The following is a 21,100-nucleotide window of genomic DNA, read 5'->3' as shown; positions in this document are numbered from 1 at the left end:
TCCTTGCTGCGCGCGGCGCGCCATGTTCATCGTTGAATTCAGGCGCTTCATTGGCTCACTCCCGCGACCGGATCGGCATGCAGCGCTTCGCGCACGGGCCACGACTGCCACAGCCACAACAATTCCGACACCGCGAGCAGCGATACCGCCGCCAGCATGAAAATCACGGTCCAGCGGCTCACGGTCGGCAGCTTGCGCGGCGCGACGTGCGACAGCGTGTTCGCATACGCGGCTTCGGACAACACGCGGTCGCGCCCGCCGAGATCCGCGCGGCGCTGATACACGAACTCATACAGTTCCTCGCGATAGCTGCGCAGGCGCGCGGTGGCGTCGGTGCCGCGAAAACGGCCCTGAAAGCCCATCGCCAGCGTGAACAGATACAGCCGCGCGATATTGCGGCGCGACGGCTCGCGGTCCGACAGCAATTGCTCGATACGGCGAAACACCAGGTCGCCCGCGACATTGGTGCGGAACAGCGTCGATTCGAGCAGATACGCGGTCCAGCGCTCCTGCCCGGCCCACGGCGTGTTGAGCAGCAGTTCGTCGGCGAGGACAGCCTTCAGATAGCGTGCGTCCGACACCGTCTCCATCTCGAAGCGCGTCGTGTCGCGGCGCGATTGCAGCGTCTGGATTTCGAGCAGGTTGATCAGGTGCCGGCTCATGCCTTGCGCGGCGAGGTCCGGATCGGCGTCGGGCAGTTCGGAGAAGCGCGCCTGAGCCTTCACGAGTTCATCGAGAAAGGTACGGAACTGCTCCGTGACGACGTCGTCTTCTTCGGGTTCGGGTCGGTTGCGTGCCATGCTTAGCCTGCTTTCGTCTCTGCTTTCATCTATATGGATACGCCGCGCGTCAGCCCTTCACGAACAGCAGCATTTCCTGCGGTCGCTGCGCGCTCGCGCCTTCATTCGGGTTGCCGATCACGAGCAGTTCGCTTGCGAGCACCAGCGCCGGCTCCGCCATCAGCTCGAACAGCAGATAGCCCGAGCCCGAGCGCAAGCCGAGATCCTCGGCGTAGTCGATCCCGCGACGCGCCGCACCCAGCACGCGCCGGCTGCGCAGCGACGCATACACCGACTGCGAGCCGATCACCGCGCCGTCCATCCACGCGAGCAGGTCGCGGTCCGACTGGCCGCGCAGGCCCACGACGAGCCGCTCGCCGATCCAGTCCGGATCGAGCGCCAGTTCGAACGCGCCATGACGGAATTCGAACTTGTGCTCGCGATATTCCTCGTTCACTTCCGACATCGATTCGCGCAGCGAGCGCAGCAGCGGCGTGAAGACGCCCAGAGGATCCGCGTGATCGTAGTCGGGCGGCGCGGGCGGCAGGCCGCCGGGCTTGAGCGTCGCGAGCGAACCGTTGAGCGCCGCGAGCGCGTGATACAGCCCGAGCGGATGCAGATGCGGCGTGCGCAACACGGCTTCCGCGAGCGGCAACGCGCTCATCAGGCTGCGCAGACGGTCTTTCAGTTCGAGCTGCGTCAGACGGTCATCGACCTTTGACGAAGGATTCGCCGTCTGGCGCGCGACGAAGGCCGCCTTGCCGCGCAACTGGCCCAGCAGCGAAGCAACGCTCGTCCACAGCGGATTGTCCCGGGCGATTTCGAGCAGCGGCGGCTGATGCTCGCCGAGATGCACCACTTCATTGTCCTTGTAGAGCGAGCCGAGGCGCAGCCACACATGCATCGCGGAAGGCACTTCGCCTGCCGAGAGCGCGAGGTTCGGCACGAGGCGCGGGATATCGGCGGGCGGGGCATCGGAGACCTGGTCGTCCACCGGCTCGCCGGAAGTGGAACGGAAACGGCGCACCTGCGCGGCGCGGCGCATCGCGCCCGCACCCGGCAGCGTCAGATAGAAATCGAGCGGCCCGTTCGACAACTGCTCCGCGAACGGCTCCAGCGAAAGTTCGAGGCGCGCGCCGTCGCTGTGCTGCGCATCGTAGGTGACGGCGGTGCCGTCGGGCAGGATCGCGTCGAGTTCGAGCACGCGCAGCAGGCCCGCGGGCAGCAGGCCCTGATCGAACCTCAGCTTGCGCACGCCCCAGCTGAACGGCGCGGCGGCGAGCGTCTGCCACGCGACGAGCGTATCGACGCGCGCAGCCATCTGCTGGAAATGCTGCGGCGAGAGCAGCATGCCCTCGTACCACTCGATACGCTCGGTCACCGCCGGCGTGCGGTCATGCATCATTTCGAATCCGTCACGATAAGGTTGTTGGCATTCAGCTGCACGACCATGCGGCCGCTGAAGCGCTCGATCCGCACGCGATGCGCGCCCGGATCCCGATAGTTCGCGAACACGAATGCGCCCGCGACGCGCGGCCCCGCAAACGTCTCGCCATTCACCTCGATGCGAAAGCCCGGCACGATCTCCCAGCTCTTGTAGCGCAGCGCCTTCGGGAAGGTGCGCGCGAGATCCTCGCGGCCCGCGAACCATTTCGACGCGGGCAGTTCCGCGATGCGCGCGAGCATCGCTTCGTCGCTGACGAGCACGATGTCCACCGCGACCGGGCTGTTGTTGTTGACGTCGTCGCTCGCGTCGAGCGTGACTTCCGACCACTTCGCCTTGTCGCCCGACAAGCCCAGCGCGCCGCAGCCCGAAAGCGCGGCCGCCAGCAGCAGCGTCACGATCAGATTCACCTTCTTCATCTTGCTCCCACTCCAATTCCCAGCAGCACGATCAGCGAGGCCACCGTCATCAGGCAGCCGGTCGCGAGCGCGAGCTGGCCACGCGTGAACGTGAAGCGCAGTGTCGTATCGAGGCGCGCCACGCCGCCTGTCGCTTCGACCGCCGCATGGCGCTCCGAAGGCAGGCCCGCCGACACCAGCGCGATCACCATGCACGCCGACAACAGGCTCAGCGCATTGCGCGGCCCTTCGCAAATCAGGTCGAGCGTCACGAACAGCACGCCCGCCGCTTCCACCGGCAGGTTCAACATCGACAGGACGATGCCCATGTAGCCCACCGACGCCACGCCGCCCTGTCCCGCCGACACCAGCGCGGCGATCACCGACGCCACGCAGACGATCAGGATTTCGCCCGCGCCGAGCGGCCGGTTATACAGGTTCGCGACGAACACGGCGGCGAGCGCGTAATACAGCGCGGCGCCGGCGCGCACGAACACGGAACCGAACGGCACGACCAGTTCCACGACGCCGCGCGAGAAGCCCAGCCGCTGGCTGAGCGCTTCGATGGTGTGCGGGATCGGCGCGGTCGCGCTGCCCGACGTAAGGCCGACCAGCAGCGGCGCCTTCAACTGGCTCAGCACCTGCATGAAGGGCTGGCCAGCGCGCACCGCGATGGTCACGAGCGCCAGCCCGCCGAGCGCGCACGCGGCCAGGCCGAAGCACACGAGGAAGCTGCTCATCGCGTGGAGCGTGGCGGCTTCGGTGTTGGCGACCAGATGCGCGGCGACGCCGAACGCGAGCACCGGCAGTAGCAGATTGGCGCGCGCGATGATGGTTTCGAGCGCGCGATAGACGCCTTCGAACACGCTGCTCAAGGTGCCGGTCTGTTCGCGCGACAGCGCCGCGAACGCGAGGCCGAACAGGATCGTCGCGGTGAAGATGCCGAGCGAATGACCCTGCGCGAGCACGCGGTAGAAGTTGTCCGGAAAGATGTCGCCGACGCCGACGAAGCTCGCGCCTGTTGCGGCAGCGGCGTCGTGATCGAACAGCGTGACCTGCATGTCCTCGGCGCTGCTCGCGCTTTGCAGCACGAGGCGGCCGAGTTGCGCGCGCGCCGCGTCGGACAGATCCTGTCCCGGACCGGCCACCACGCCGATCAGCGTGCCCGCCACGCTGCCCAGCACCACGAGACCGAGCGCAACCAGCAGCATCATGCCGATGCGGGTACGCGGACGCGGCAGCGCGATTACCTGGCGCAGCCCGAAGAAGGTGGCGACGACCAGCAGCGGAATCGCCGCCATGTTCACCACCGCGAGATACAGTTGGCCGACGAAATACGCCGCCGCGCCGGCCGGCTCGGCAAAGACGCCGCACAGCGCGCCCACCGCGATACACACGATGAGCCCGAGCGTGCTTTGCGAGAGCGTATGCAGTGCCTTCATTGCGGGCGGTTCCAGCCGCGTTCGCACGCGTAACGGACGGTGGCGCGCGCGAGTTCCAGCGTGCTGTCGATCAGCGTCACCGGCGGCTTGTCGATGCGCCGCGCGGCCAAAGGAATCTCCGTGCACGCCATCAGCGCCGTGCCGATGCCCTGCTCCGCGAGCAGCGTCAGCGCGGCTTCGAGATGCGCGGCGGCGGCGTCGAGATCGCCGGCCTTCACTTCACGGATGCAGTCGCGCACCAGCGGCTGCATGGCCGCGTCGGGCACGACGGGTTCGATGTCGAGCTCGGTCAGCGCCTGCTGATAGAAACCCGACACGAGCGCGCCGCCGGTCGCCAGCAACGCCACGCGACGCGCCGTGCGCGGCACCGCCGCGACGCAGGTCTGCGCGATGTGCAGCACCGGCGCGGCGCTGCGCGCGCGCATCGGCTCGTACCAGTGATGCGCCGAGTTGCACGGAATCGCGATCAGACCCACACCGTTGCGGTTCAGGAGGTCGATACCGTCCAGCAGCGCCGGCAGCGGATTGGCGCCGTTGTCGATGATCGCGCTCGACCGGTCGTCGATATGCGGCAGGTTGGCGACGATCATCGGCAGATGGTCCTGGTCGCGGCTCGCCTGCGTGAGCCGCACGACCTTGTCCATGAAGTCGACCGTGGCGAGCGGTCCCATGCCGCCGAGAATGCCGATCAGTGCCATGAGCGGTGGCTCCTAGATTTTCAGCGGACGCGGGCAGATCACCGAAACCGCCGCCGCGTTGCCGATCACCAGCACCAGCGTGCGCAGCATGTCGCAGATCGGATCGACGGCGAGGAACAGGATGAATGCCGCTTCGAACGGCAGTTGCAGGTACGAACAGGTCATGCCGACCAGCGACACCGTGACCAGACCCGTCATGCCCGCCGACGCGAAGCCCGCCAGCACCGACGCGAGCAACACCGTCACGATCTCGACCACGCCCAGCGAATGCCCGTACAACTGGGCGATGAACAGCGTAGCGCACACGTAGTACACCATCGGGCCGACGCGCAGCAGCGAAATGGTCAGCGGCACGAGCAGTTCGACGCGCGAGCGCGCGAAGCCCAGGTCATCGACGAGGCTCTCGATCATGCTCGGCATGCAGGCGGCGCTGTTGCGCGTGGCGAGCGCCAGCGCGAACGGGGCGCGCAGCGCATCGAGCGTCTTGCCGAGGCTGTGATTCGAACGCTTCCAGATGATCGCGGCGGCCAGCACGATCAGCAGCGCCGTCGCGATAACGAACGCGATCACGAATTGCAGCATCGCGTGCAGCGGTCCGACGCCCGACTTGCCGAGTTGTGTCGCGCTCATGCAGAACAGGATCAGCGGCAGCGGGTAGCTGAGCCAGTGCATCAGCTTCTGACACGCGTGATAGACCGTTTCGAGCGACTGGCTCAGGCCCGCCGAGATGCGCTCCGGCACGCGGCCCACCGCGAGGCCGAACAGCAGCGCGAACACCAGCGCCTTGAGTGCGTCGCCGCTGGCGAGCGCCGCGAAGATGTTGGTCGGCACGAGGCTCGACAGCACGTCGGCCAGGCTCAGCGTCTTCTGCGGCAGGTCAGCGCCGTAGAGGTTCATCACCGTGTCGCTCGACGAGCTGTCGCTGCCCACCATCAGGCCGAAGGTCTGCATCGTCGCCGTCGAGATGTTCGCGCCCGGATGCATGACCAGCAACACGATGGCGCCCACCGCGGCGACCGTCGCCGACGCGCCGAGGAACACGGTCAGCACGCGCACCAGCAGGCGTGAAGTGCCGCCGTCGCGGAACAGGCGTTGCAGGCTGAAGATCACCGCCGAGATCATGAAAGGCAGCGTGGTCATCTTGAGCAGATCGACGTAGATGTCGCCGAGCAGGCCGAGCTTCTGGGCTTCGGCGGGCATCAGCAGGCCGAACGTGCCGCCGAGCGCAAGGCTGCCGATCACCACCCACGGGTTGAGTACGAATGCGTAGATCCTGCTGGAATTCATGGCTTTCTCTTATGGAAGTCTTGTGGTCTCGTCGCGTACCGCCAACGCTCAGTGGTCCGTCGCCTGAAGCACCGAACTCACGTTCAGCTTCACGCTGCGTTCCGCGAGGAACTGATTGATGAAGGACAGCAGCGCCGGGGCGTTCACATTGACGCCGATGGCGAGCGTATCTTCCAGGTCCTGCAAGGTCACGACGCGCAGTCGCAGCGACGCGGTCGGATCGACCTTGAGCACGCGCTTTACTTCGAATTCGTCGCGGTATGCGGCGGTGATTTCGCCGGCGTTGAGCGCCTTCAGCACGTCTTCCCAGGTCGCGAAGCTGCGCACTTGCGCATGCGGGAAGTTGTTGATCACATAGCCTGCATACGACGAATTCGCGACCACGCCGATGGTGCTGTCGTAGTTGCGGATCACTTCCGGCACCGAGCGGCCGTGCGCCAGTTGCGCGAACTTCACGCGGTTCAGCAGCAGTGCGCGTTCGAGCCGCAGATAGGGCGTGCTGAAGGAGATCACCGTCGCGCGCGTCAGCGTGCGGGAGAGCTTGCTCACGGCGATGTCGGCCTGGCCGCGCGCGAGCAGATCGACGACTTCGTCGAAGGTCTTGGCGTCGCGGTTGAAGCGGACCTTCACGCGCAGCTTTTGAGCGATGTCCTTGGCGAGATCGATATCGAGGCCGGTCAGCGTGCCGTTTTTCTCTTCGAAGAATGGCGGCTGATCGACGCTCAGCACCGCGACCACCAGTTCACCGCGCCCGATGATGCGCGCGAACTCCGGCGCGAGCAGGCGTCCATCGGGCATCTGCACGAGGCCGGTCGAGGTGAGCACTTGCGGTGCGGCGGGCGCGGCGGTGACGGGAGCAGCGAGCGGAGGCGTTGCAGCGAACACGTTCGCCATCGCGCACAGCATCGGCACGGCGACGGCCAGCGCGCCGATGCGGCGAAGGTGTTTCAACAGCAGGCGAATGAAGGTCAACGGCATGAAAGACGGTCTCAATTGGAAGAAGCAGAAGCGCTCGACGCCGCGGACGGATCTTGCGGCGGCAACACATCAGTGGGCGCGGACGCGGCGACGGCAGGCACAGGGCCCGCCGACACCGCCGCCGGATGCCCCATGCGCGCGCCGATCTCGACGCCCAGCAGGAACAGCAGCACACACAGCAGCAACGCGCTCGCCGCGGCGATCGTCACCATGCGCGAGGTCATCGAAAAAACGTATTGCATCGTCGGTCCTCAGGCGGTCATCGTCGTGACCTGGGCGGGCGCAACCACCTGGATCACGCCGGCCCACATGCACATCAATCTGGAAGAGTTCTGCAACGCGGGCAGCGAGCCGATCAGCACCGTCGGCGAACCCGGCGCCCACGGCGCGACAGTAGCGGGCACGCACGGCATCGGCGTCAGCGCGCCGAGCGCGGCGGCCGTCGCGGCGGCCACGACCGGATTCGCCATCGAGGTGCACGTGCCGAACGGCAGCACGTTGACCATCGGCGCGTTGTCCATGATGGTCGCCGCCGGCGTGCCGCACAGCACGCGGTTCACGGGCAACACTTGCAGCGTGCCCGGCGCCGCGCCAAAGCTGCATTGCAACGTCGCCCCCGCTGTCACCTGGATTCCCATGTCCCTGTTCCTCGTTCACGTGCGGGCCGATCAGCCGCGCACCCACTTTTCCAGCTTGCTCACCAGACGCGGACCGCGCGCGCCGTCGCCGGGCTGCGCCTCGGCCTCGACCGCGCGCCATTCGCCTTGCGGTTTGCCGAGCTTGTAGCTGCGCTCGTGCGTCACCGCGCCGTCCGGCGCGTAGCGGCGCGCCGTGCCGTGCAGCAGTCCCGCGCGATACGGCAGGCTCGCCGCCAGCCCGCCGTGCATGTCGTACTCGCGCGTTTCGCCTTCGAACTGGCCCCGCGCGTAGCGCACGCGGCGCGTGACCACGCCGTCATGCATGAACACCGCTTCGCCCTCGGGCTTGCCCGCTTCCATCTTCATCCGCGACGTCACCAGACCCGACGGCGCATACGTCACGCTCTCGCCGTGCAACACCCCGAGCACGTAGTGCTGGCGCGCCGCGAGCCGGCCGTCCTGATACAGCGACATCACGCCGTCCAGCTTGCCGCCGCGATAGTGCGACGCCTGCACCGGCGCGCCTTCGGTGCCGAAGGTCTGTGTCGGACCGTCCAGCACGCCGTGCGCGTACATCGCGCGCAGCAGCGTCGTGCCTTCCGGCGTGCACTGCATGGCTTCGCCGTGCGGCACGCCGTTCGCGAAGTGCATGTGGCCCACGAGATTGCCAAGCGCATCGCGCGTTTCGACCAAGGTGGTTTCCACCGGAGCGGCTTCGGTCATCACGTGCCTCAGTTCAACTGCACGACGCCGCCCTTCAGGGCCAGTTGCGCCGATGCCTCGACGGTCTGCGTCGCCGAAGCCTTGTGCGAAATCATTGCGCCTTCAGTGCTGAGCGTCGTTGCTGCCTTGCTCGCGTGCGTCGTGCCCGCTTCCGTCGCGAACGACGTTCCGGCCTTGATACTGACGGAACCTGTCACCTCTATCGTCAGATTGCCGCCGACCTTGAGCGTGTAATTGCCATTCACCGTGTGGGCGTGGTCGCCGCTCACGGTGTGCGTGAACTTCGCGTCGTTGGTGTGCGCTTCGTCGCCGGTCACGGAGAGCGTGCGCTTGCCCTTCACCGAATGCGTTTCGTTGCCTTCGCTCACCGCCACGGTGCGGTCGCCTTTCGACACCGTGTGCGTCTCCGCGCCCGCGATGACCGTCGTGGTCAGCGCGTTCTCGATATCGACCTTCATGTCCTTCTGCGCGTGAAAGAACAACTCCTCGGCATCGAGCTTGTCTTCCATGCGGATCTCGTTGCCCGCCGCGCCGTTCTTCGACGAGCGCGAGCGGATCACGCTCTGCGTCTGGTTGTCGGGCAGCGCGACGGGCGGCGCGTTCTGGCCGTTATAGACGCAGCCGGTGACGATGGGCCGGTCCGGGTCGCCATCGACGTAACTCACGACCACTTCCTGGCCGATGCGCGGCAGGAACAGATGCCCCCAACCCGCGCCGGCCATCGACTGCGCCACGCGCACCCAGCACGAGCTGTCTTCGTTCGCGCCTTCGGAGCGGTCCCAGTGGAACTTGAGCTTCACGCGTCCTTGCGAGTCGGTCCAGATTTCCTCGTCCGACGGCCCGACGACCTTCGCCGTATGCGTGCCCGCCACCAGCGGACGACTGCTCGCATGCGGCGCGCGGAACGGCACGGTGGCCGGGAACACGTCGAAGGTATTGCGATACGACGCGTTCGATGCCGTATGCCGCACCGCGCGCACCACGTAGCTGGTGTTGAGCGCGCTGCTCGGATGGCCGCTCAGCGTGAACTTCGCGCCCGCCGCGAGGCTGTAGCAGCCGCCTTCGCCATGGCCGGTCTGCGCGTCGAGCGTATGCGCCTGCAAGTGCGTGCCGATCAGCGTGCCGCCGCGCCCGGTGTCCGTGTACTTTCCCGGGAACACATAGCGCGGCGCGGTCTGGATGGTCGAGCTGCCCTTCTTCGTCGTCAAGAGCGCGACGTTCGGCGACGCGTAGTCGTAGTCGCCGGTGATGTGCTCGCCCGCCGTCACGCCCTGCGACATCGAGAAGCGGCCCAGATGCTGCGCCTGCGGCACTTGGCTCTCGGGCGTGTAGTACAGCGTGGACACGGGGCCGTCGAGGTGCGCGGAGGTGTCGTCGGCGAGCACCAGCGTGTGCTGGTCCGCCGCGAATTCGAAAAAGAAGAAGATGCCTTCCTCTTCCATCAGTCGCGACATGAACGCGAACGGGCTCTCGTCGTACTGCACGCAATACTCGCGCGCCGTGCTGCCCGCGCCCTTGGTGCGGTCCGCGAACGTCACCGCGTAGGTGTTGAGCAGTTGCTTGATGATGTCGAGCGGTGTCTTGTTCTGCCAGATCACGCGGTCCTGGCCGAGCGCGAGCAGCCACAGGCGCGGCGCGAGTTCGGCGGAATAGAACGCGTGGCCGGCATCCGCGCCCGCATGCGCGAAGCGCGTCACGATGCCGTTGAAGCAGCGCGCCGTCTCGCTGCCGTCCTTGAGCGTCACGGTGACGCTCTTGCCGACGATCTGCGCCGCGTCCAGCGACATCTCGGTGGAACGCATCCGCAGGTCGAAGCGAAACAGCTCGGACAGCGCCTCGTGTCCGCCGAAACCGTCGAGCAGCAGCACGTCGGCTCCAAACGGCGTGGAGACGGTGGCGAAGCTGTTGGTCTGGGTCGGCGTGGACATGCGCTTACGCCTCCGCCGGGGCGAAGCGGAACACGATCTCGTCCGCCGCCGACAGCGTCAGATGCACGCCGCCGAACGGCTCGGAGATCGAGATGCGCTCCAGCACCTGTTGCGCGAGTTCCGGCAACACGGCCTGCGTCAGAATGTGATCGACATTGCGCGCGCCGCTGTCCACTTCCTTGCAGCGTTGCGCGATCAGCGTGGCGACGCTCTCGTCCCACGTCAGCGGCGCGTGATGATTGCGCTCGAAACGCTTGGCGATGCGCTCCAGCTTGAGCGTCACGATTGCGTTGATCTGCGCGTCGCCCAGATGGTAGTAAGGCACCAGCACGAGCCGCCCGAGGAACGCCGGGCTGAACTGGCGCAGCAGCGCCGGGCGCAGCTTCTCGATGATCTCTTCCGGCGGCGGACGGCGGCCGCCGCGGCAGGCGTCGGTGATGACGTCCTGCGCCGCGTTCGAGGTGAGCAGGATCAGCGTGTTCTTGAAGTCGATCGGCACGCCTTCGCCGTCTTCCATCACGCCCTTGTCGAACACCTGGAAGAAGAGTTCCAGCACGTCCGGGTGCGCCTTCTCCATTTCGTCGAGCAGCACGACGCTGTACGGACGGCGCCGCACCGCTTCCGTCAGCACGCCGCCGCGACCGTAGCCGACGTAACCCGGCGGCGCGCCCTTGAGCCCGGACACGCTGTGCGCCTCCTGGAACTCCGACATGTTCACGGTAATCATGTTGCGCTCGCCGCCATACAGCATGTCCGCCAGCGCGAAAGCCGTTTCCGTCTTGCCGACGCCGCTCGGCCCGACCAGCATGAACACGCCGACCGGCTTGCCCGGATCGTCGAGATCGGCGCGGAAGGTGCGCACGCGGCGCGCGATGGCGTCGAGCGCCTCGTCCTGGCCCACGACGCGTTCCGCCAGCTTGTCCTGCAGATACAGCACGGTATGCAGTTCGTCGGCGAGCATGCGGCCCACCGGAATGCCGGTCCAGCCCGAGATGACCTTGGCGACCGTCTCCGAATCGACGCACACCGGCACCAGCGGCTCGTCGTTCTGCACCGCTTCGAGGCCCTTCTCCAGACGCGACAGATTCGCGGTCAGCGACTCGGCATCGTCGCCGTCTTCGTGCGCGGCGGGCGTGTCCTGCTCGACGAAATCGCGGATCTTCTTGCGCCACGCGAGGATTTCATCGACAGCGCGCTTTTCGGTGGCGAGCTTGTCGGTCAGGCGCGCGCGCTGCGTGCGCTCCTCGTCCAGCGTCTTCGACAGCGCCGCGATGGCTTCCGCGCGATCCGTGCCCGTCGCCGCTTCGTGGCGATAGATGCGCAACTGGTTCTCGGCGGTATCGATGGAACGGCCCAGCGCCTCGATGTCCTCCGGCACGCCGTTCTGGCCGATCGCGACGCGCGCGCAGGCGGTGTCGAGCACGCTGATCGCCTTGTCCGGCAACTGCCGTCCCGAGATATAGCGATGCGACAGCTTGACGGCGTCGCGCACGGCGTCGTCGAGGATTTCCACGCCGTGATGTTCTTCGAGCTTGCGCACCATGCCGCGCAGCATGTCGATGGCGACCGCCTCGCTCGGTTCCTCCACCTTCACGACCTGGAAGCGCCGCGCCAGCGCCGGATCGCGCTCCACGTACTTCTTGTATTCGGCCCACGTGGTGGCTGCAATCGTGCGCAGTTCGCCGCGCGCCAGCGCCGGCTTGAGCAGATTGGCGGCATCGCCCTGACCTTCGCTGCCGCCCGCGCCGATCAGCTGATGCGCTTCGTCGATGAAGAGAATCACCGGCACCGGTGACGCCTTCACTTCCGCGATCACGGACTTGAGCCGGTTCTCGAATTCGCCCTTCACGCCTGCGCCGGCCTGCAACAGCGCGAGATCGAGCGAACGCACCGACACGTTGACGAGCGCCGGCGGCACGTCGCCCTGCACGATGCGTTGCGCGAAGCCTTCGACCACCGCCGTCTTGCCGACGCCCGCCTCGCCCGTGAGGATCGGGTTGTTCTGGCGGCGGCGCAGCAGCACGTCGATCAACTGGCGGATCTCGCTGTCGCGGCCGCGAATCGGATCGATCTTGCCTTCGCGCGCGAGGCCGGTCATGTCGACGGTGAACTGGTCCAGCGCCGACTGCCGGCCGTTCGCGTTCGGTGCCATGGTCGGCATGGCTTTCGCCGCTTGGGCATCAGGCGCGGCCGCAGGCGTTTGCGCACCGCCCGCATCTTCCGCCGAACCCGCGAGAATCGCCGCCAGCCGCTCGCGCAGGTTCGCGCGCGGAATGTTCAGCAGCGCGGGCGCGGATTCGAGCAGCATGCCGCGCAGGCTGTCAACTTCGAGCAGCGCGAGCGCCAGCGTGCCCGAGCGGATCTGCTGTTCGCCGAGCAGCATCGAACTGAGCAGCCACGCTTCCTGGAACAGCGGCGAGAAGTTCGGCGACAGCGCGGGCGTGCGGCCATTGCCGCGCTTGAAGGCATCGACAGCTTTTTGCAGCTGCGCCGTCAGCGTCTCCGGCTTGATGCCGAAGTGCCCGAGGATCGCCTTCAGGTCGGGCGCGTCGGCTTCGAGCAGCACCAGCAGCAGATGCTCGACATCGACGTTGTAATGGGTCTGGCGCACGCACAGTTGCGCGGCCTGCTCCATGGCGAGCTTGCATTCGGGATTGAGACGGCCCAACAAGGTGCGGATATCGATGTCCATGCGCTTCAGGAGTTCGTCGGCGCGGCTGCGGGCGTCTCGCGCAGGGCGAGGCGCACCGGAGCCGGCGCGTGATCGGACCCGCGCGAACCGCCGAGCCACGAGGTCCAGCCGAGGCGGGACGCACGCGGGCCGCCGGCCTCGCAGGCAGTGCGTTGCGGAGCGAGATGCAGAACGAACTGCACCTCGAGGTCCTGCTGGAGATACGCGCGCGTCAGCCAGGCGGCGAGCGCGTGAAGGCGTCCGCCGGGCAGGAGCGCATCGAAGTGTTCCTTCGACAGATCGGGAAACACAAGACTGATGCCGCTCGCCTGATCCCAGGTCCGCTGGCCGAGCACGGTGAAGGACGTGAGACGCGGCGCGCCCGAGCCGGCGCGCGCGAGCCGCAGCGCATCCGCGCGATCCAGTTCGCGCCAGCCGCCTTCGAACTGCGTGCCGCGCACGGTCAGGCCGAGCCGGTCGGACAGCAGCGCGACGAGACCGCTCATCGAACGCGGCGCGGCGCTCATCAGGCCCGCGTGACGCATCCAGAACCGCACGCCTTCCGGGCCGCGCACGCCCGCGCGCAAGCCGAGATTCGACAGCGCATCGAGCGCCCCCGCCAGCGCCGATGCATGCGGCGAACGCCAGTTCAGACCCGGCGCGTGCTTCTTGCGGCTGCGGTACAGGAACGACAGGAAGCGGTGATTGAAGATGTCGAGCAGGTCGGCGGTCGCGTGATCGCGCTTCGCGCGGCGTTCCAGCACGAGTTCGGTGAACGACACCGGCAGCGGACCGTTCGCGCCCGCCAGCGTGAGCACCGGCGTGGTCAGCGTCCAGGCGGCGCGCGGCGTGTAGTCGGGCGTGGCGGCATCGGTTGCGGTGTGCGCCTGCACGCGCCGCACATCGCTCGGTTCGAACGCGAGCGACACATGCCCCGTCAGCCGCACGCCTTCGCCAAGACCGTTGCCGCGCCCGAGCGGACGCGCGGACGGCACGGCGCGTTCCAGGAGACTGATCGCCTGGAACAGATCGAAACGCTGCGGATTCGCCTGGAGACGCGCGATCAGAGCAGCTGCTGGCAGCCGGTCATCGGCTCCCATTGCTTCCATGTCTCGTCTCCGCGGCGCACGACCAGCCGCACGAATGAATTGACCGAGGTGTACATCGCGAAGAAGCGCGCGAGCACGGCGCCCATCAGCAGCGGCGAGCCGCCGACGAAGGTGTCCGGATCGAACTCGACCGCCACTTCGGTGCCGCGGCAATAGCCCCGCCACGCGTCGCTGCCGACGTGCGCCGTCACGCTGCGCGCCTCCACGCTGCGGATGCCGCGAATCTGCTCCTGCTCGCGCGTGGTTTCAGCGGCGAACAGGCGCAGCATTTCCTGCAACTGCGCGCGGCCTGTGGCGCCGCTGACGAGCGAGTGATAGTTCAGCGTGAGCAGCGAGATCAGACGCCACAGCGTTTCGCTGCCCAGTGCCGGACTGCGCTGCGCGGTGGGCTCGTACAGGCAGCGCACACGGGCGTTCTGCGACACCTTCTCGACGAACATGCGCGCGCCGATCGGCACGTGTTCCGCCAGCCGCCGGTTGGTACAGAGCACGTTCGCGTAGACCACCGGCGCGCCGGGTTCGGCGAGCGCGCTGGCCGCGTTGACGAAGCTCAGGAAGGTATCGGTGCCCTGCACGTTCTCGCGCAGGCTGTGTTCGCGCCGCGCCGACCAGAACACGGTTTCGCCATCGGCCTCGACGTGATCGATCGCGGAAAAGCACGGCACGGTTTCCGCGCGTTCCAGCGAAGGATCGGACGCGACGACCGAGACCACCGAATGAATCTCGGTGATCGACTCGCGGCGCTGATCGGCGACGAGGCGGTATTCGTAATGACGCTGATCGACGACGATCGGCTCGCTCGTCTGCGAGAACAGATTGATGACCGGCGTGCAGCCCAGCTGGAAGTTGCCCGCGTTCAGCATGCCGAGACCGCGCGGCGCGCGCGTCAGGTGCAAGATGATTTCGCAGCTGCGGCCACGGCCCAGACGCCCTTGCAGATGATGCAGGTCGAAGAAATGGAACTTGCGCGGGAACGCGAAATATTCCTGCATCAGCGCGTAGGCCGGTTGCGCGTTCGGCGGACGCGGCAGCACGTCGTCGTGTTCGCCGTAGCCCACTTCGCGGAACGCGCGCGCGGGCAGCAGCGTTGCGGCGCGCGCGCCTTCGGGCCGCACCGAGACATCGGCGACGCCGGACACGAGCAGCTCGTAGAGCGGCATCGTCACCATCCAGTCGCCATGCAGATGCACGCGCAATTGCGCCAGTTCCAGTTCGCTGAAGTCCGCGCCGCCCGTGCATTCGAGCGTGAGGCGCAGCGTAGCGTCGTCGCCGAATTGCGCGCGGCTGATGACGAGCGGCCACAACGTGGTATCCCACGCGGTGCGGAAGCGGCACACGTCGCCGCTTTCGGTATGGGCCTGCAACGCCGTATGGCGCGGCACGGCGAAGCCGGCCGTCACCTTGCCCTGGCTCGGATCGAGTTCGAAGTGCGCGACCGTCATCGACGGCACCGGCTGCACGAGCGTCGGGCAGACGTTGTCGAGCAGCGCCGACGCCACTTGCGGAAACTCCTGATCCAGATCGCGATGCACGCGCGCGGCAAGAAACGCCGTGGCCTCGATCAGGCGTTCGGTATGCGGGTCCAGCGATTCCGTGCCATGCAGCGCAAGCCGCGCCGCGATCTTCGGATAGCGGCGCGCGAAATCGGCGCCCTGGATCCGCAGATAGGACAGCTCGCGCTTGTAGTACTGAAGGATGTCGTCGGGCGCCATGTCAGACCGCTTCCGCTTCGCGGACGGCGAAGGCGTCGCCGTCGGCGGCCAGTTCGAAGGCCACGTGCGTGACGTTGCGACCGGCGCGCAGTTCGCCGCCAACCGACACCACGGCGCGCGTCCCGAACTTCACGGTGACATTGACGAGACGCGGTTCGAAACGCGTGATGGCTTGCCTGAGCGCGGCGGCGATGGCCTCGCGGTCCGGCGCGGATTGCAGCGATCGATCGGAGAAGTCAGGCAGGCCGTAGTCGAGCACGGTGCCGTCGCTTGCGGCGAAGGCATCGAGCGTCAACGGCGAGCGCGTGTTGAACAGCCGGCCGAGTTCGCGCGCGACCGACTCCCGCAGCGCATCGGCGCCCGAGAGCTGCGCCTCGCCGTCGCCGGCGAGGCGGTCGAACAGAGGCATCGGTGAACCGCTGACTGCCGGCATGGCGCGCGTACTCCAGAAAACCACGACTGCGCGGCGCGCTTCGCTTGTGCGAGGCGCGCCGCGTTGGGACAGGATCAGCTTGCGGCAGGCGCAGCGTCGGCGTCTGCGGCGACATCCCAACCGAACGACGTCTTGCCCTTCTGCGTCGAGTCGGTCTTCTGCTGCGTGTAGACCGCCGTGATCTTCGAGTAGCCGATCGCGAATGCATCGCTCGGCTGGCCCGCGCCCGACGTGTTGACGTTCGAGACCATCGCGTCGCTCAGCACGTAGGTCATCAGCTCCATGAACTTGCCGTTTTCCGTGCGGCCGATGCTGATGGTCGCGTCGCCCAGCTTGTCGCCGGCCGCGCACGCACGGTACAGCGACGGCGTGGCCAGGTCGGTGATCTTGGTGCAATGCACTTCGCTGAACATCGCGCGGCCGAGCGTACGTTCGGTCGCCGAGGGGTCCGGGTTCATCGGCAGCTGGATGCCGAACGAATAGCTGCTGAGGATGATCTGGTCGGCGTGGCCGGTCAGCGCGCTGTTGCCCTTGATCTTGTCAATCTTGAGGAGAATCGTATCCATGACCAATTGTTATCAATGAGGTGGAATCGGGTCGGCGTGCGGCATGAACCGCACGCCGTGCCATCACGCTGCAGCTGCGGGCAGTTCCGCGACCAGGCGAATCGAAGCGGTCAACTCTTCCATCTGGAAGTGCGGCTTCAGGAAACAGGTGGCGCGATACGCACCCGGCTTGCCGGGTACTTCCGTCACGTCCACGCGTGCTTCGCCGAGCGGGAAGCGCGCCTTCTGCGCCTGCGAAGCCGACGGGTTCAGCAGCACGTAGTCGGCAATCCAGTTGTTCAGATACGACTCGATGTCGCTGCGCGTCTGGAAGCTGCCGATCTTGTCGCGCATCATCACCTTCAGGTAATGCGCGAAACGCGAGGCCGCGAGCACGTAAGGCAGACGCGCCGACAGTTGCGCGTTGGCGTTGGCCGAGTCCTTGTTGTAGACCTTCGGACGGTTGGTCGTCTGGCCGCCGAAGAAGGTCGCCGAGTTCGAGCCCTTCGAGTTCACCAGCGCGATGAAGCCGAGGTCGTTCAGTTCCTTCTCGCGGCGGTCGGTGATGGTCACTTCCGTCGGGCACTTGAGGACGATGTCGCCCTCGCCGGTCTTGAACGCGTGCGCCGGCAGGCCTTCCACCTTGCCGCCGCCTTCCACGCCGCGAATGGCCGTGGACCAGCTGTACTTGGCGAAGGCATCCGTGATGCGCAGGCCGAGCTGATAGGCCGAGTTGGCCCACAGGTACTTGCCGTGCTCGGTGCCGTCGACGTCTTCCTCGAAGCTGAAGCTCTCGACCGGGTTGGTCTGCGCGCCATACGGCAGACGCGCTGCGTATGAAGGCAGCACCAGCGACACATAACGCGAGTCTTCTGAATCGCGGAAGCTGCGCCAGCCGGCGAGTTCGGCGCTTTCGAAGACCTTCGACAGATCGCGCGTCACGCCGAGTTCGGTGAACGACTTCAGGTCGAACAGGCTCGGCGCCGCTGCTGCGACGAACGGCGCGTGCGCCGCTGCTGCGACCTTCGAGATGCGTTCGAGCAGCGCGATGTCCTGCGGATGACGGCCGAACGTGTAGTCGCCGATCAACAGCGAGTACGGCAGGCCGCCGAACGTGCCGTATTCGTCTTCATAGACCTTCTTGAAGAGCGTGCTCATGTCGTGATCGACCGCGGTTTCGAGGTCCTTGAGCAGTTCCTTCTTGGTCACGTTCAGGAGACGCAGCTTCAGTTGCGGACCCGTTTCCGTGCCCTGGACCATGTCGTGCAGGCCGGTCCACGACGCTTCGAGCGCCTGGAATGCCGGGTCGTGCATGATCGCGTTGAGCTGGTCCGTGAGCAGCTGGTCGATTTCGGCGACGCGCTCGTTGATCATCGCGACGACGCTCTTGTCCGGGCTCGTGCGCATGCCTTCGTCGAGGATCTGCGACGCGAGCTGGCCAATCAGCTTCTTCGCGTAGCCGCTTTGCGACGGCTCCACGGCCATGTTGCCTTCCTGGACGATGCGCTCCAGCAGGCTCAGTTCGGCGGTGGCCGCGTCGAGCGTCTGGGCTTCGCTGCCGGCCGCGCCGGCTGCAGTCGTGCTTTCCATCTGAATCACCTTTGCAAGTTCGTTGCGCTCACGAGCGGACGCTTCCCGTCCCGATCGTGTCTGCTATGCGGTTGGGGCCTGAGGCCTGGGACTTTCTCAGGCGCCCGGCGTGGCGCTGGCTTGTGCCTGGCTCTGAACCGCCTTCAGTTCTTCGCTGCTCAGCACGATGCGCTCGAGCATGGAGTCGAGTTCATCGTTGCCGTCGAGCTTGCCGAGCAGATCGCGCAGTTGCTGGCGCGCTTCAAGCAGCTTCGCGAGACGCGGCACCTGGTTGACGATGCTCTCGGGATGGAAATCGGAGAACTGCTCGAACTTGAGTTCGACCTTGAGGTTGCCCTCGCCCTTCATCGTGTCGGGCACGGACAGGTCGAGACGCGGGGCGACGTTGCCCATGATCTCGTCGAAGTTGTCGCGGTCGATCTCGACCAGACGACGCTCCTTGAGCTTGGGCAGCGGCGTTTCCGGCTGACCCGAGAGGTCGGCCAGCAGGCCCACCACGAGCGGCAGCTCGCGCTTTTCGGTGGCATCGCCGACTTCGACGTCATAGGTGATCTGGACACGCGGGGGACGGTTGCGGCCCACCCACTTTTGCAAACTGTTCGACATGGATCTCTCCGGAGACGCTTGACTCTGATTAGATGACTGACTGCCCGCATGGCCCGCGAGCCTTGGGTACGACGTGCAAAAGCCGGTGGAGAACGCAACGTTGTGGTGCAGAGGACGCGCGAACGCCTTCCCGCTGACGATGGCTATCGTCAGCGCGGGCATGTTTCTTTAGCTTTCGTGGAACCGGACTACCCAACACGAAGGGTCGAGCGAGCCTTGCGCGAACAGCAAGCCGCCATGAAGAACGCCGAAAAGCAGAGTCAGCGCTCGTCCCCGTTTCCTCAAGGGCCATGAGCACTACCCTGGTCGGAGGTAATGGCCTGCATGAAGGAAAAATTACTTGCTTGAACCAGGCGGAAGTGTGTCTCGTGAACGTTTGTTTGCCTGATGATTTCGGCTGCATTAGAGCACAGACTTTTTACGTCTACAAGACGGAAAACCGTGAGCGGATAACTTTTTTTAGCGCATCGGCATAAACGCTTGCGCATGAGCTTGCTTATGCACTGACACCGTACCGCATTGTAATTTCTTACCTTGGACGCGCCGTCCGCGTCCGCTGTGGCGGGGCTTGCGGGGCGGATCCGGGTTGCCAGCCCGCGCTGGATTCGCCAATGATCCAGAACCGGGCGGTTGAATTTTTTATCTGAATCGCCTGAAGTCTTTTAAAGCCTGGACGTGAATCTCGAGATTAATACTTTAGCCGCCATGATTAATGATTAATCGATTTAATCAAACGCGGCGAACCAGGTAATTATTTCTTTTAACACCTTTGTCACATTGCAGACAAGAGTTTAAAGCCCGCGTTTTGCGGCGGCGTTTCAACGTTGTTTAGCAAGCAACGGAAGCTTGTTTCCCAAGCGTGGCAAGGACATGCGGTGCTTCTTTGTTCATATGATGCTACGCAAACGCGAAGCGGCCTTCGCTACGATGCCGTTAGCGATTTAGCAGCGGATGCTTAAGCGCGCTGAGCGTTGCGCTAAAGCGCGCGCAGATGTGATCGATCAAGCGAATGCGGCGGGTCGGAGGCGCGGCGTGAAACCCTATAGCGTACGTTTCGAACGCCGATTTAATCCGTGCGATTTCACACATAGCGATGAACCCGTGACAGGCGCCGTCCTTCCCGACGCCCGACGCTATCCGCAAACGAAGAAGCGGCACACTCGTGCGTTTTGTAAAGTGCGCCGCGCATGCATGATTGGCAAACGATTGCCTCGCCTGGATGCCGGTTGCGGTCTGCTTCAAGGCAGGCGGATGAACGGACTATTCAGGAATGGCGAGTTCCTGAAACGCTCGGGCAGGTTCTCGCGCAGCAACTCCTGGAGCTTGCTCGCGCGCGACACCTTGAGTTCCGTGATCATCGACAAGGTGGACCCGGGCGGCACGGAGACGTCCTTGTTGAACAACGGATTGAAGCCGGTGAACGACACGACCGGCAGCACGGTCACCTGGCCGAACGGCGGCGGCGTCTCGGTGATCGGGCCGTTCGTGATGACCGCGACGGTCGTGCCGGTGACATCCAGTCCGCTGTAGTTCGGCACTTCGAGGCTCGCCTGGGTCGGCTTGAAGCCGAGGCCGGTCATCGACAGCGTGATGGCCGAGGCTGTCTTGTTCAGGATGTCGACCTTTTCGGTGATGCGCGAGTTGAGCGACCCGGACGTTTCGCCCTCGACGGTATAGACCACGCCGCCCACCACCGTGGCTGCATTCGCGCCCGTCACATAGCCGAGCATCAAACCTTGCACGTGGATCTGATTCGCACTGACGTGCGCATTCGAGTGCATGTGTCCGATATCGAGGAAGCTCGACGGCCCCGATGGATAGACCAGGATGCGTCGGCCATCGACGGTCCATTCGAGGGTTCTCAACAACTGCACGGGATCGCTGGGCAGCGCGAGGTTATAGATGGGGTCATCACGCGTGACCTTCAGCGTGGAGTTGTTATTGGAGATGCTGACGCTTTCCGCCAGCACTTCGCTTGAAAACGCCATCAACACGCACGCACTCAGCAGAGTCGTTTTCGCTCGCATTTCAACCTCCGTCGTCGGGCTCGGTCCCACGGGACATGACGGTTCGATGGGCACACATCGACCCGCCCGCTTGAGCCGTTCGAATCGGTCGT

At 65.7% G+C, this 21,100-nt stretch carries 19 protein-coding genes; all 19 read right to left on the bottom strand.

The annotated features are described in order from the left end of the window. Positions 1-47: 47 nt before the first annotated feature. The 19 genes from QCE63_RS15785 to QCE63_RS15695 all read right to left on the bottom strand — a co-directional run bounded on the left by QCE63_RS15785 (position 48) and on the right by QCE63_RS15695 (position 21,008). Positions 48-800 (bottom strand): DotU family type IV/VI secretion system protein, encoded by a 753-nt coding sequence (locus QCE63_RS15785; RefSeq protein WP_309834273.1) that lies wholly within the window; start codon positions 798-800, stop codon positions 48-50. A 49-nt stretch (positions 801-849) separates the two neighbouring features. After that, a complete protein-coding gene (gene tssK / locus QCE63_RS15780) occupies positions 850-2,184 on the bottom strand; it encodes a type VI secretion system baseplate subunit TssK (protein ID WP_309834272.1) in 1,335 nt (444 codons plus the stop codon). Next, on the bottom strand, positions 2,181-2,642 hold the full coding sequence (locus QCE63_RS15775) for a hypothetical protein (RefSeq protein WP_309834271.1): 462 nt from the start codon (positions 2,640-2,642) through the stop codon (positions 2,181-2,183). The genes tssK and QCE63_RS15775 overlap by 4 nt, the downstream gene beginning before the upstream one ends. Continuing rightward, positions 2,639-4,063 (bottom strand): cation:dicarboxylate symporter family transporter, encoded by a 1,425-nt coding sequence (locus QCE63_RS15770; protein ID WP_309834270.1) that lies wholly within the window; start codon positions 4,061-4,063, stop codon positions 2,639-2,641. Before QCE63_RS15770 ends, QCE63_RS15775 begins: the two co-directional genes overlap by 4 nt. Beyond that, entirely contained in the window at positions 4,060-4,761 is a 702-nt protein-coding gene (locus QCE63_RS15765; RefSeq protein WP_309834268.1) for an amino acid racemase, read from the bottom strand. Before QCE63_RS15765 ends, QCE63_RS15770 begins: the two co-directional genes overlap by 4 nt. Positions 4,762-4,773: 12 nt before the next feature. Then, a complete protein-coding gene (locus QCE63_RS15760) occupies positions 4,774-6,048 on the bottom strand; it encodes a cation:dicarboxylate symporter family transporter (protein ID WP_309834266.1) in 1,275 nt (424 codons plus the stop codon). 48 nt (positions 6,049-6,096) lie between these two features. After that, complete coding sequence (locus tag QCE63_RS15755) at positions 6,097-7,026, bottom strand: ABC transporter substrate-binding protein (RefSeq protein ID WP_309834264.1); 930 nt, start codon at positions 7,024-7,026, stop codon at positions 6,097-6,099. An 11-nt stretch (positions 7,027-7,037) separates the two neighbouring features. Next, complete coding sequence (locus tag QCE63_RS15750) at positions 7,038-7,268, bottom strand: hypothetical protein (RefSeq protein WP_309834262.1); 231 nt, start codon at positions 7,266-7,268, stop codon at positions 7,038-7,040. 9 nt (positions 7,269-7,277) lie between these two features. Further along, positions 7,278-7,664, bottom strand: a complete 387-nt coding sequence (locus QCE63_RS15745; protein ID WP_309834260.1) for a DUF4280 domain-containing protein — start codon at positions 7,662-7,664, stop codon at positions 7,278-7,280. 30 nt (positions 7,665-7,694) lie between these two features. Continuing rightward, a complete protein-coding gene (locus QCE63_RS15740) occupies positions 7,695-8,387 on the bottom strand; it encodes a toxin-antitoxin system YwqK family antitoxin (protein ID WP_309834258.1) in 693 nt (230 codons plus the stop codon). A gap of 8 nt (positions 8,388-8,395) precedes the next feature. Continuing rightward, entirely contained in the window at positions 8,396-10,315 is a 1,920-nt protein-coding gene (tssI, locus tag QCE63_RS15735; RefSeq protein ID WP_309834257.1) for a type VI secretion system tip protein TssI/VgrG, read from the bottom strand. A gap of 4 nt (positions 10,316-10,319) precedes the next feature. After that, positions 10,320-13,007 carry a type VI secretion system ATPase TssH gene (gene tssH / locus QCE63_RS15730; RefSeq protein ID WP_309834256.1) on the bottom strand — a complete coding sequence of 896 codons (2,688 nt, stop codon included), beginning with the start codon at positions 13,005-13,007 and terminating at the stop codon, positions 10,320-10,322. Between the two features lie 5 nt (positions 13,008-13,012). Continuing rightward, the gene (gene tssG, locus QCE63_RS15725; RefSeq protein WP_309834253.1) at positions 13,013-14,095 is read right to left on the bottom strand and encodes a type VI secretion system baseplate subunit TssG; all 1,083 of its coding nucleotides are present in this window, start codon (positions 14,093-14,095) and stop codon (positions 13,013-13,015) included. Beyond that, complete coding sequence (gene tssF / locus QCE63_RS15720) at positions 14,050-15,807, bottom strand: type VI secretion system baseplate subunit TssF (protein ID WP_309834251.1); 1,758 nt, start codon at positions 15,805-15,807, stop codon at positions 14,050-14,052. The genes tssG and tssF overlap by 46 nt, the downstream gene beginning before the upstream one ends. Position 15,808: 1 nt before the next feature. Continuing rightward, positions 15,809-16,240: a type VI secretion system baseplate subunit TssE gene (tssE, locus tag QCE63_RS15715; protein WP_309834249.1), complete on the bottom strand. Its 432-nt coding sequence runs from the start codon at positions 16,238-16,240 to the stop codon at positions 15,809-15,811. 74 nt (positions 16,241-16,314) lie between these two features. After that, positions 16,315-16,806 (bottom strand): type VI secretion system tube protein Hcp, encoded by a 492-nt coding sequence (locus tag QCE63_RS15710; protein ID WP_309834247.1) that lies wholly within the window; start codon positions 16,804-16,806, stop codon positions 16,315-16,317. 63 nt (positions 16,807-16,869) lie between these two features. Beyond that, a complete protein-coding gene (gene tssC / locus QCE63_RS15705) occupies positions 16,870-18,375 on the bottom strand; it encodes a type VI secretion system contractile sheath large subunit (RefSeq protein WP_309834245.1) in 1,506 nt (501 codons plus the stop codon). Between the two features lie 96 nt (positions 18,376-18,471). Then, positions 18,472-18,981 carry a type VI secretion system contractile sheath small subunit gene (gene tssB / locus QCE63_RS15700; protein ID WP_309834244.1) on the bottom strand — a complete coding sequence of 170 codons (510 nt, stop codon included), beginning with the start codon at positions 18,979-18,981 and terminating at the stop codon, positions 18,472-18,474. 1,238 nt (positions 18,982-20,219) lie between these two features. Further along, positions 20,220-21,008, bottom strand: a complete 789-nt coding sequence (locus QCE63_RS15695; RefSeq protein WP_309834242.1) for a hypothetical protein — start codon at positions 21,006-21,008, stop codon at positions 20,220-20,222. Positions 21,009-21,100: the final 92 nt, after the last annotated feature.

Origin of the sequence: Caballeronia sp. LZ065, from assembly GCF_031450975.1 — a bacterium.
Lineage (GTDB): Bacteria > Pseudomonadota > Gammaproteobacteria > Burkholderiales > Burkholderiaceae > Caballeronia.
The sequence above is the reverse complement of the archived record's forward strand: the minus strand, read 5'-3'. Positions and strand labels throughout refer to the sequence as shown.